This is a genomic window from Chitinimonas sp. JJ19 (genome assembly GCF_036961565.1).
Lineage (GTDB): Bacteria > Pseudomonadota > Gammaproteobacteria > Burkholderiales > Chitinimonadaceae > Chitinimonas.
This window is the reverse complement of record NZ_JBAMDD010000004.1, coordinates 211,401-222,744: the sequence shown is the minus strand read 5'-3', so window position 1 is coordinate 222,744 and position 11,344 is coordinate 211,401. Positions and strand designations below refer to the sequence as shown.

The 11,344-nt window shown below is 60.7% G+C and carries 14 protein-coding genes; 12 read left to right on the top strand and 2 right to left on the bottom strand.

Translation table 11 applies throughout. From position 1 onward, the window contains the following. Positions 1–5: 5 nt before the first annotated feature. From V7714_RS07110 to V7714_RS07060, 11 genes are all read left to right on the top strand, one after another. The gene (locus V7714_RS07110) at positions 6–302 is read left to right on the top strand and encodes a hypothetical protein (RefSeq protein WP_335709087.1); all 297 of its coding nucleotides are present in this window, start codon (positions 6–8) and stop codon (positions 300–302) included. A gap of 39 nt (positions 303–341) precedes the next feature. Further along, entirely contained in the window at positions 342–1,568 is a 1,227-nt protein-coding gene (locus tag V7714_RS07105; RefSeq protein ID WP_335709086.1) for an NAD(P)/FAD-dependent oxidoreductase, read from the top strand. After that, on the top strand, positions 1,556–2,137 hold the full coding sequence (locus V7714_RS07100; protein WP_335709085.1) for a DUF3261 domain-containing protein: 582 nt from the start codon (positions 1,556–1,558) through the stop codon (positions 2,135–2,137). Before V7714_RS07105 ends, V7714_RS07100 begins: the two co-directional genes overlap by 13 nt. Continuing rightward, positions 2,134–3,324: a beta-ketoacyl-ACP synthase gene (locus V7714_RS07095; protein ID WP_335709084.1), complete on the top strand. Its 1,191-nt coding sequence runs from the start codon at positions 2,134–2,136 to the stop codon at positions 3,322–3,324. The genes V7714_RS07100 and V7714_RS07095 overlap by 4 nt, the downstream gene beginning before the upstream one ends. Beyond that, positions 3,321–3,785 carry a hotdog family protein gene (locus tag V7714_RS07090; protein ID WP_335709083.1) on the top strand — a complete coding sequence of 155 codons (465 nt, stop codon included), beginning with the start codon at positions 3,321–3,323 and terminating at the stop codon, positions 3,783–3,785. Before V7714_RS07095 ends, V7714_RS07090 begins: the two co-directional genes overlap by 4 nt. Positions 3,786–3,814: 29 nt before the next feature. Further along, complete coding sequence (locus V7714_RS07085; protein WP_335709173.1) at positions 3,815–4,543, top strand: 3-ketoacyl-ACP reductase FabG2; 729 nt, start codon at positions 3,815–3,817, stop codon at positions 4,541–4,543. After that, positions 4,540–5,769, top strand: a complete 1,230-nt coding sequence (locus tag V7714_RS07080) for a beta-ketoacyl-ACP synthase (RefSeq protein ID WP_335709082.1) — start codon at positions 4,540–4,542, stop codon at positions 5,767–5,769. Before V7714_RS07085 ends, V7714_RS07080 begins: the two co-directional genes overlap by 4 nt. Positions 5,770–5,827: 58 nt before the next feature. Then, on the top strand, positions 5,828–6,391 hold the full coding sequence (locus V7714_RS07075; protein WP_335709081.1) for a hypothetical protein: 564 nt from the start codon (positions 5,828–5,830) through the stop codon (positions 6,389–6,391). Positions 6,392–6,462: 71 nt separating this feature from the next. Continuing rightward, positions 6,463–7,023 (top strand): hypothetical protein, encoded by a 561-nt coding sequence (locus tag V7714_RS07070; RefSeq protein ID WP_335709080.1) that lies wholly within the window; start codon positions 6,463–6,465, stop codon positions 7,021–7,023. A 157-nt stretch (positions 7,024–7,180) separates the two neighbouring features. Further along, on the top strand, positions 7,181–7,618 hold the full coding sequence (locus V7714_RS07065) for an excinuclease ATPase subunit (RefSeq protein WP_335709079.1): 438 nt from the start codon (positions 7,181–7,183) through the stop codon (positions 7,616–7,618). A 9-nt stretch (positions 7,619–7,627) separates the two neighbouring features. After that, positions 7,628–8,308, top strand: a complete 681-nt coding sequence (locus tag V7714_RS07060; protein WP_335709078.1) for a 4'-phosphopantetheinyl transferase family protein — start codon at positions 7,628–7,630, stop codon at positions 8,306–8,308. A 70-nt stretch (positions 8,309–8,378) separates the two neighbouring features. On the opposite strand, the gene V7714_RS07055 is transcribed toward V7714_RS07060, so the two are convergent. Together V7714_RS07055 and fabI are read right to left on the bottom strand one after the other, a co-directional pair. Continuing rightward, a complete protein-coding gene (locus tag V7714_RS07055) occupies positions 8,379–9,170 on the bottom strand; it encodes a substrate-binding periplasmic protein (protein ID WP_335709077.1) in 792 nt (263 codons plus the stop codon). Positions 9,171–9,453: 283 nt separating this feature from the next. Continuing rightward, positions 9,454–10,236, bottom strand: a complete 783-nt coding sequence (gene fabI, locus V7714_RS07050) for an enoyl-ACP reductase FabI (RefSeq protein ID WP_284198118.1) — start codon at positions 10,234–10,236, stop codon at positions 9,454–9,456. A gap of 252 nt (positions 10,237–10,488) precedes the next feature. Between fabI and V7714_RS07045 the strand changes: the two genes are divergently transcribed. After that, entirely contained in the window at positions 10,489–11,292 is an 804-nt protein-coding gene (locus V7714_RS07045) for an MBL fold metallo-hydrolase (protein WP_335709076.1), read from the top strand. Positions 11,293–11,344 lie beyond the last annotated feature (52 nt).

Below are 11,344 nucleotides of genomic sequence, written 5' to 3'. Positions count from 1 at the left end.
TAAACATGACGACAAGCAGCCTGGCCCTTGCCCCGGTGGCAACACTTAACCAGTTCATCCTGCGCCATATCGAGAAGATCGAGATGGTAGGGGTGCTGATGCGCATTTTCAGCTTCAGCCTGGTGAGCTGGATGGGGGCGGAGAGCCCCTTCATGTTCGTCTGGATATTCAACACCATCGATGCCGTGATGCTGGCCTGGTGTTCCAGCCTGCGGCGTGACCGGGCTTATACCGTGCTCAATACCTTCTGGATCCTGGTCGGCGTGGTGGGCATTCTCCGTGCCGGGCAGATCATCCATTAAATCGCTGCTGCCACTGTGCCAGCAACAAGGAACAAGACCATGCGTCATGAACAAACTGAAATCCTGATCATTGGTGCCGGCCCATCGGGTTCGGTGGCGGCCGGGCTGTTGCGGCAGCAGGGGCGGCAGGTGCTGGTGATCGAGAAGGAACAGTTTCCCCGTTTCTCCATAGGTGAGAGCCTGCTGCCGCAATCGATGGAATACATCGAAGCTGCGGGCTTTCTGCAGGATGTGGTCGAGGCTGGGTTTCAGTACAAGAACGGTGCGGCTTTCCAGCGTGGCGAGAAGCAGACCCAGTTTGATTTCCGCGACAAGTTCTCCAAGGGCTGGGGTACCACCTACCAAGTGCAGCGGGCCGACTTCGACCACGTACTGGCCAAGGCGGCGGAAAAGGCCGGTGCCGAGGTACGCTATCGTCACCAGGTGGTGACCGTGAATGTGGACGGTGAACGTCCGCAGGTGACGGTATTGTCGCCGGAAGGCGAGACCTACCAGGTCAGCGCCCGATTCCTGCTGGATGCCAGCGGTTTTGGCCGCATCCTGCCGCGCCTGCTGGATCTGGAAACCCCCTCGGCTTTCCCCTTGCGTGGTGCCTACTTCACCCATGTGCAGGACAACATCCCCAGCGGTAGTTTCGACCGCAACAAGATACTGATCTCGGTGCATCCCGAGCATGTCGACGTCTGGTTCTGGACCATCCCCTTCTCCAACGGCCGTTGCTCGCAGGGCGTGGTGGCACGTACCGAATTCCTCGAGCGCTATAGCGGCACCGAGACAGAGCGCCTGCGGGCCATCATTGCCGAGACGCCTACCCTGGCGGGCCTGCTCAAGGACGCGGTATGGGATACCCCGGCGCGCAAGCTGACCGGCTATGCCGCCAATGTCAAATCGCTGTGGGGCCCCGGCTATGCCCTGCTGGGCAATGCGGGCGAGTTCCTCGACCCGGTGTTTTCCAGCGGTGTCACCATTGCCGTCAAATCGGCCAGCCTGGCCACGGCCGCCATTGCCCGTGAGTTCGCTGGCGAGAAGGTGGATTGGCAGGCGGACTATGCCGAGCCCCTGAAGGGTGGGGTGGATGCCTTCCGCGCCTTTGTGGAGAGCTGGTATGCCGGCGGCTTCCAGGACGTGATCTTCCATCAGGATCAATCGCCCGAGATACGCCGCATGATTGCCGCCATCCTGGCCGGCTATGCCTGGGACAAGCAGAACCCCTACGTGGCTGAACCACGCCGCCTGAAGACGCTGGAGCAGCTGTGCGCCGCCTGATAGCCACCGCCGCCTTGCTGCTGGCAGCATGCGCCAGCACGCCAGAGCCGCGCCCGGCCATGCCGGCTCTGCGCCTGGCGCCAGCGGCATTTGGCAGCAGCGTCAGCCTGGCACAGCGCCTGACGCTGGAGCGGGTGGATAACCGTTTGCCCAGCAAGCGCGAGGAAACGCCGCGTGTGCTGGAGGCCCTGCTGGAAATTGATCCGAGCACAGTACAACTGGCTGGTATCGCGCTGGGCCAGCGGGTGCTGACCCTGAGCTGGGATGGGCAGGAGTTGCAACAGAACCGCCATCCCAAGCTGCCGGCCGAAGTCGACGGTGACCGTGTGCTGCGGGATGTGCAACTGGCTTACTGGCCGGCCGACTCGATACGCCAGGCGCTGCCTGCAGGCTGGGTGCTGCTGGAGGATCAAGGTCTGCGGCAATTGCAGCAGGATGGTGTTACGGCCCTGAGCGTGCGCTATAGCGCAAACCCGCGCTGGGCGGGGGATGCCGTGCTGGAGAACCAGCGCGAAGGCTATCGGCTGCAGATTGAATCACGTTTACAAAGCACGGAACCCGCGCTATGACGAGCCCGGTCTATCTCAATGAACTTGGCGTCGTGTGCGCCCTGGGCGATGGCCCTGCTGCTGTCAGGGCTGCCTTGTTTGCGACCACGCCCGGTGGCGTGGCTGAAAACGCCAGCCTGATGCCCGGCCGCCCCCTGCATCTGGGTGCTGTACAAACGCCTGTGGCAGACGTGGCCGGGTTGCCCAGCGTCCACCGCAGCCGCAACAACGCCCTGCTGCTGACGGCACTGGCACAGATACGGCCGCAGGTGGATGCGGCCATTGCCCAGTATGGCCCGGAGCGGGTCGCGATCGTGCTGGGTACCAGCACCTCGGGCATAGGTGAATCTGAGCAGGCCATTGATCACCACCAGCAGCATGGCGAGTTGCCGCCTGCCTTCCATATCGGCCAGCAGGAGATGGGCTCGTCGGCCATGATGCTATGCCAGCTGTTGGGCCTGGGCGGGCCCTCACTGGTGATCTCCACCGCCTGTTCATCCAGCGCCAAGGCCCTGGCCAGCGCCGCCAGGCTGCTGCATATGGGTGCTTGCGACGCGGTGATCGTCGGCGGCGTGGACATGCTGTGCGCCTTCACGGTGGCCGGCTTCTCGGCCCTGGAGTCGGTCAGTGCAGCGCGCTGCAATCCCATGAGCGCCAATCGCTGCGGTATCAATATCGGCGAGGCGGCGGCCTTGTTCCTGATGAGCCGTGCCATGGGGCCGGTGCGGCTGGCGGGTTGGGGCGAATCGTCCGATGCCCACCATATTTCTGCGCCGGAGCCCAGTGGCCGTGGCGCCATGGCTGCAATGCGTGCTGCCCTGCAACGTGCCGGCCTGCAGCCGGCCGATATCGATTATGTCAACCTGCACGGCACAGCCACGCCGCAGAACGACGCCATGGAAAGCCTGGCCGTGCGCGAGTTGTTTGGCGCCCATACGCCGACCAGCTCCACCAAGCCTTTGACCGGCCACACCCTGGGGGCGGCAGGTGCGCTGGAGGCCGCCCTGTGCTGGCTGACCTTGCATGACAACCCCGATGGCCTGCTGCCGCCGCACTGGTGGGATGGCGTGGCAGATGCCGCGCTGCCTACGCTGGCACTGGTGCAGCCGGGCCAGGCTCTGGGCAGGCCGCTCGACTACGCCCTGAGTAATTCCTTTGCCTTTGGCGGCAGCAATGCCAGCGTGGTGCTGGCACGGAGCGGTGCATGACGCAGATCGACTACCCGATTTCGGCCATCGTGCCGCATGCCGGCACCATGAGCCTGCTGGATCGTGCGCTGACGGGGGATGCGGAGTCCTTGGTGGCCGAGGTGGACATCCGTGCCGACGGCCTGTTCTTTGATGGCTATGGCGTAGCCGGCTGGGTGGGCATTGAGTTCATGGCCCAGGCGGTGGCGGCCTGGGCTGGATGGCAGGCCAGGCTGGCCGGTGGCGAGCCCAAGGTTGGGTTTCTTCTGGGCAGCCGCCGCTACGACTGCCAGGTGTCGCATTTCTTGCCAGGGCAGACCCTGCGGGTAAGCGCCAGGCGAGCCTTTCAGGCCGACAATGGATTGGGGCAGTTCGACTGCCGGATAGAGATAGGCGATCAGTTGGTCGCCAGCGCGGCACTTACCGTATTCGAGCCCAAGGATGCCGAGGCATTCCTGGCGGGCCAGGCGGATGGTAGCTGAGCGATAGCATGAATGAGGTAGCAGGAATGATGGACAAGACCATATTGGTCACGGGTTCCAGCCGTGGCATAGGTAAGGCGATCGCCTTGCGACTGGCCCGCGATGGCTATGATCTGGTGCTGCACTGCCGCAGCCGGGTGGACGAGGCCGATGCCGTGGCGGCAGAGATCGTCGCGCTGGGGCGTACTGCACGGGTGCTGCAGTTTGATGTGGCCGACCGCGCCCACGCAGCCGAGGTGCTGCTGGCCGATGTGGAAGCACATGGCTGCTACTACGGCGTGGTCTGCAATGCCGGCATCGCCCGCGACAATGCCTTCCCGGCCATGCCGGCCGAAGATTGGGATGCGGTGATCCATACCAACCTGGACAGCTTTTACAACGTGCTGCACCCGCTGACCATGCCGCTGGTACGCCGGCGCAAGCCCGGCCGCATCGTGACGCTGTCGTCCGTATCGGGCCTGATGGGGAATCGCGGGCAGGTGAACTACAGTGCGGCCAAGGCCGGCATCATCGGTGCTACCAAGGCGCTGGCGGTGGAGTTGGCCAGCCGCGCCATCACGGTCAACTGCGTGGCGCCGGGCCTGATCGATACCGAGATGGTCGAGGCCGAAGTGCTGGACGAGGCCTTGAAGATGATACCGGCCAAGCGCATGGGTAAGCCGGAGGAAGTGGCGGCGACCGTGAGTTTCTTGATGAGTGAGGATGCTGCGTACATTACGCGGCAAGTGATTTCAGTTAATGGGGGGTTGATGGGATGAAACGCGTAGTGGTGACTGGCATAGGCGCGATCAGCCCGCTTGGGCATGACTGGCCCACCGTATTGGCGCGGCTGCAGGCAGGCCGCAATGCCGTACAGGTGATGCATGAATGGGCGGAGTACGACGGCCTGCATACCCAGGTGGGTGTGCCCGTGCCGGACTTTGTGCTGCCCCCCGAGACCTACAACCGCAAGAACACCCGCAGCATGGGCAGGGTGGCGCAGATGGCCACGCGTGCCAGTGAAAAGGCATTGCTCGATGCCGGCCTGCTGGGCGATCCGCTGGTCAAGAGCGGCCGCATGGGCATCTCCTACGGTTCGTCCTCGGGTACGCCCGCCAATATGGGTGACTTTGGTCGCATGATCGTCGAGAAGACCGTCGATGGCGTCAGTGCCACCACCTATATCCGCATGATGGCGCACACCGCCGCTGTGAATATCGGTGTGTTCTTTGGTATCACCGGCCGCATCGTCACCACCTCCAGCGCCTGTACATCGGGCAGCCAGGGCATAGGCTACGCCTACGAGATGATACAGTCGGGCAAGCAGGTGGCCATGCTGGCCGGCGGCGCCGAGGAGCTCGATGCCACCGAAGCGGCCGTGTTCGACACCCTGTTCGCCACCAGCGTCAAGCACAACGACAGCCCCAACCTGACCCCGCGCCCCTTTGATGCCAACCGTGATGGCCTGGTGCTGGGCGAAGGCGCCTGTACCTTTGTGCTGGAAGAGCTGGAGCATGCCAAGGCACGTGGCGCCAAAATCTACGCTGAGATCATCGGCTATGGCACCAATAGCGACGGCCGCCATGTCACCCACCCCAATGCCGAGACCATGGCGGTGGCAATGCAACTGGCCTTGGATGACGCCCAGTTGTCGCCATCCGACATCGCCTATGTCAACGCCCACGGCACCGCCACCGACCAGGGCGATGTGGCCGAAACCCAAGCTACCCATAGCGTATTCGGCGAGCGCATGCCCATCAGCTCGCTCAAGAGCTATATGGGCCACACCCTGGGTGCCTGCGGCGCGCTGGAGGCCTGGATGAGCATACAGATGATGCACAGCGGCTGGTTTGCCCCAACCCTGAACCTGGAAACGGTAGACCCGCGCTGCGGTGCGCTGGACTACATCACGGGCGAGGGCAGGAAGATAGAAACCGATATCGTGATGAGCAATAACTTCGCGTTTGGTGGGATTAATACGTCTTTGGTGTTCCGTCGTTGGTAGCGGTGGAGGACGCAATGATCGCTAAAGAGTCGAGTGTCATTATGGAAAGCAGCGTTTAATGAACAAGATAATCAGTATTTCCTTGGCAGCTGTTTTTTCGCTGCCAGTGTGGGCTGCCGACAAGGTGCTGTTAGAGGTGCCTATTACCTTGGCAGACGGCTCGGGGATAAATAAGAAGGTTAAGCGAGAGTGCGCCATCGAGAAGGATCTGGAAGAGGACATAGGCGCATTGCTGGCCAAGCGGAACAGTGATGGTAGTAGCCTATTGTTGCCTGGTATGGACCATGCTGGCATAAAGGTGCTGCAGGTACAGATATCCTTGGTGGCGGGCATGGGTGGAGGGGGTGTGACAGGACACAAAGCATTGACGATACGTGCAGCCTTGCTTGAGAACGGCAAGGTGATGCAAAGTAAGCGATTCAGCAAGACTACAAGAGGTGGGTTTTGGGGACCCTTAAGGGATACTTGCAGTATTTTCTCCTATGCCAGTGGCGAGTTGGCAGCTTCTGCGGTGTCTTGGGCTTATGAAGAGCAGGCTTTGCCAAATAAGGCTGTAAAACCCACAGATAAAGTGGAGGAGTCACCAGCTGCCGGTGCGATTCAGGACTCGACTGCGTCTTAATTGTAGGATGGTCTTGCCCTGATGAGCACCAATCCACCTGTATTTACTAAATAGAAAGATTTCTTAACGTGATGAAAAAAACGCTTGTAATTGCCATCGCCCTACTGCCAATTGCCTTGCCCAGCTTGGCTGCAGATAAGGTTTTGTTGTCTCTCCCCATTGTGTATTCAGATGAAACAGAAGTCAGGGATAAGATAAAGGATGAGTGCAGCTTGGAAGCCGTTCTGGCCGAGCAGCTTGAGCAACAACTGACAAAGCGCAACAAAGATGGTCGTGGTGTCGTCGAGGAAGATAAGGATACGGCTGGCTATGCGGTGATGCGCGTTCAAATAGCATCTGCGGTGGGTAATGGCGGCGGTAGTTGGTCTGGTCGCAAATCCATGATGGTACGTGCCGAGTTGGTGGAAGAGGGTAAGGAAACCCGCACGGTCGAGTTTCGGCGTGCAACTTCCGGTGTACCCCGGTTCTGGACTCCATTCCGGAGTACCTGTGCTCTGTTCCGACACGTTTCCAAAGGTCTGAGCAAGGATTTGTACAACTGGGCCTACAACCCCAAGGCGAAGATTGAGAATGATCCGGTAGAACCCGCCAAGGCAGAACCGGCTGTGGCAGAAGACGTCAAAGCCTCCTGATGATGACGTTGAGTGCTGCGGCAGCCGCGGCCGTTCTTCATGGCCTGGCGGGCAACGGTACTTTTTAAGCTTCCGTGCCAGGCCAGGAGCGATTAGTCTGCGGGGCTGCCAGCCAGTTTGGATTGGTGTGGCACCCCATTCGTAGACCGGAGGAAGCATGAAAAGAACGATATTGGTGTTGGCTGCTGCAGTGCTTGTTTCACCCTTGGCCATGGCGCGTGATTCTGTGCTTGATATACCGCTGGCCGATGTGCTGGCCATGCCCGAGGCAGAAGGCAAGCTGGATGGCTCGGTCAAGTTTTTCCTGAATGGGCAGAAAACACCCAAAATCCAGAAGAAAATGGGTAGCGATACGTCCAACCAGAAGACCAATGGTGTTGGCAAGAGCGACGAGTTTGGTTGCAAGTGGGCTGCCCTGTCGGCACTGATTGCGTTCCAGGAGTCTGCCAAGCAGCGCGGTGCCAATGCAGTGGTTGATATCGTCAGCTACTACAAGAAGAACGAGACCAAGAGCAGCAGCACTTTTCAATGCCATGCTGGTAACTTCGTCATAGGCGTGGCCCTCAAGGGCAACTATGCCAAGATAGGAAAGTAGCTGTCCGCCATGCTGCATCTGGAGCTTGTCCCCTGTGATCGGCTGACGGCTGAACTGCAGGCGGCAGGCTCTTTTGCTTTGAGCGGTTCGGAGCAGGCGCGGCTTGATGCGATCAGCGCGCCAAGGCGGCGAGCGCAGTTTCTGGCGGGGCATTACCTTGCGCGCAGGTTGCTGAGCCAGGCGTATGGTGGGCAGCCCGCTGATTGGCAGATAGATAGCCAGGCAGGGGAGCCGCCACGCGTGGTCGGCCGTGCAGGGTTGTCCGTCAGCCTGTCACACAGTGGCGACTGGTTGTTGTGCGCTGTGGCCGATGGCCCGGTGGGCGTGGATTTGGAACTGGCCAAGCCCGGCCGGGATATTGCGGGCATGGCTGCCATGGTGTGCCACCCTGCTGAGCAGGCTACCCTGGTAGGTTTGGCGCCAACGGCTGCACTGGCGCAATTTACCGAGTACTGGACGCTGAAAGAGGCCTGGCTCAAATCCCATGGGCTGGGGTTGGATTACGCCCTGATGCGGCGCCTGTTGGCCTCGCCAATGCCGGTGGGCGGCAATGCCGCCAGCTGGCATGTGTCTGACTTGGGCCTGCATGTGGCCTTGGTCTGTGCGGGGGGAGGGGGCATGGATGGCCTGCGTGTGGCAGGGCTGGGCGAAGGCACGGTGCAGCAAGGCTGGCGGTTGAGCGAGCGCTGATGCAGGGCGAGCCAAGCCCGTCGTACAGCGCTCATACATCCCGACCTCGATCTATCGGCAAGGCGCCCGCTCAATCACTGGTATAGCCCTTCATGTATTTGAGCGTCAGACGCTCCATCTCGGTCTGCCTTAGTTCTGCCAGTGTTTTCCAGATGGTCAGCGTCAGTTCCGGGTAGCGAGCCTGGAAGCGATGGCTGATCTGCAGGTAGTAATCCTTGACCACGATAGGTGGTGTGACCTTGACGATGCGCTGGAAGCTGGGGTCTTTCTTCAGCGTATAGTCGCCGACCTCGGTCAGTTGGGCAAAGCCGTCGATACGGCCGGCCAGCAGCATCCTGAAGGCATTCTCCGATTTATCGACCTCGCTGACGGCAACCCCCATCTTTTTGAGGTCGTCGACGATGGCGTAGCCACGCATGGCGGCGATGTCCTGTTTGAGGTGGCTGAAGCGGCTACCGTCCCAGGAAACCGCCGCATCCTTGAGTTTGTAGAGACTGTAGGACTTGGTATCGAGCCGGTAGCTGCGGTCATCCTTACCGTCCTTCATGGGATAGACCCCTATTTTCAGCCGCTCCTGCTTGAAGCTGCTGGCAAAGATACCGTCGGCGGCACCGCTTTCCAGCTCGGCCAGGCAACGCAGCCAGGGTTTGCGGCTAAAGCTGATGCGCAGGTTGGGGACCCGTGTCTCGATCAGCTTGATCAGCTCTACCGAGATGCCCGGATCGTCCGGGATCAGTTCTGAAGCACCGGTGTGATCGGGGGTGTCCTTGTCCTCGTAGGCCACCCGGAATGTTACGACCTCAGCCTGCGCCAGGATGGTACAGAGCAACAGGGGCAAGGCGAATCGGATAGGGGCCAGCATGCTAGTGCTCCCGATTTTTGCCTGCCGATACGGGCAGGACTGCCGTACTGGTTGTATATGCGTTACACGCCTTGCCGAACACTATGCCTTGATCGCGGTGACGGGTTGATGGCAGCTTGACCATCTGTATGCAATATATATTATCGAGACGGGAGCGGGGAATCGCACCATGGGTTATGGCGATACCGTGGCCGGGCTTGCCACGTTTCCTCTGCATGAGCTTGGCACCAACAACAACGCCCGGACTTGCCGGGCGCTGTTGTTGGTGCCAGTGCGGCCAGACTTACTCGCCCATGCCTGCAGCCACCGTGCTGTAGCCGGCGTCCACGTGCATAATTTCGCCGGTCACGGCCGAGGACAGGTCAGACAGCAGGAAGGCGGCGACGTTGCCGACTTCCTCTATGGTGACATTGCGCTTCAGTGGTGCGGACTCTTCCACGTGGTGCAGTATCTTGGAGAAGCCAGCAATACCGGCGGCGGCCAGGGTTTTGATGGGGCCGGCCGAAATGCCGTTGACGCGTATGCCCTGGGCGCCGAGTGCTGACGCCATATAGCGCACGTTGGCTTCCAGGCTGGCCTTGGCCAAGCCCATGACGTTGTAGTTCACCACGGCGCGTTCTGCACCCAGGTAGCTCAGGGTCAGCAGGGCGGCGTTGTCTGCCAGTTGCGGACGCAGGGCCTTGGCCAGGGCGGCAAAGCTGTAGCTGCTGATATCGTGGGCGATCTGGAAGGCCTCGCGGCTGACGGAATCCAGGTAGTCGCCAGACAGGGCCTCGCGCGGGGCGAAGCCGATGGAATGCACTACGCCATCTACCTTGTCCCAGACCTTGCCCAGGTCGGCGGCCATGGCAGCGATTTCCTCATCCGAGCTGACGTCGCAGCGCAGCACGATATCGCTGCCCAGCTCGCTGGCCATTTCGACCACGCGATCCTTGAGCTTGTCGTTCACATAGGTAAATGCCAGGGTGGCGCCTTCGCGCTTGCAGGCCTTGGCGATGCCATAGGCGATGGAACGGTTGGACAGCAGGCCGGTGATCAGTATCTTCTTGTCGGCAAGAAAACCCATCTTGTCTCTTCCTTCACTTGGGGAAGCGGCGATTGTAGCCTTGCCTTGCCCTTGGGCCAACGTCGATCCACCGGTCAAACGCTTGATCTGTTGGCTGTGGGCGGGTATCCGGCCATCTGATGGCCGGACAGACTGGCAAAGGTGCTAGCTATGACCTTGGGCGGTGGCTGATCGCGCCTTATCTTGCGCTGCATCAAAATAGGGAGGGGCCAGGATGGATAGCCTGCGCGCTTTGTCTTTAAAGGGCCAGGTATGGCGATTTCACTGTACGACGATGGTAGCCACCGCTGCCTGATGTTTGCCGATCTGGTGGACGATGATGATGACCACGCCGTCCAGGCTAATCAGTTTCTGCTGGTGTCGGGGCGTGAAGGCGCCTTGATCGATCCGGCTGGCAACATGACCTACAACGCCCTTATCATGGCCATGGCGAGCTATTTTCCAGCGCGTGAGCTCAAGTACATCCTGGCCTCGCACGCCGATCCGGACATTGTGGCCTCGTTGAATAAATGGCTGATCAGTACCCAGTGCACCCTGGTGGTATCCAAGCTCTGGTCGCGCTTCGTACCGCATTTCTGTACCGCCGGGAATGCGGCTGGGCGCATTCTGGGGGTGCCGGATGAGGGAGCCTGGTTCAAGCTTGGGGAGAGCCGGGTCGCCGCAGTGCCCGCCCACTTTCTGCATGCCGAGGGTAATTTCCATTTCTATGACCCCCGCTCGCGCATTCTGTTCTCGGGCGATATGGGGGCGTCCATGGTGGCGCACGAGTTGGTGGCAGAGCCTGTCAGCACCGTAGCGGAATTCACCCGGCTGATACCCAGCATGGAAGGCTTCCATCGCCGCTATATGGTGGCGAACAAGGTATGCCGGCTCTGGGCGGATATGGTCAGGCCCATGGTGGAGCGCGGTGAAATTCTGATGATGGTGCCCCAGCATGGCCGCTACATGGTGGGCAAAACGGTGCTGCTGGCATTTCTGGACTGGATCAGTGCGCTTAGTTGCGGCATAGACCGGTTCGACTCCGGCCACTATCGCATGCCGGCCGAGCAGGCCTGAAAACAGTTGTCACCGGTGGCGGGGGGCTCATCCGCACTGCCGCAGCCGGGGT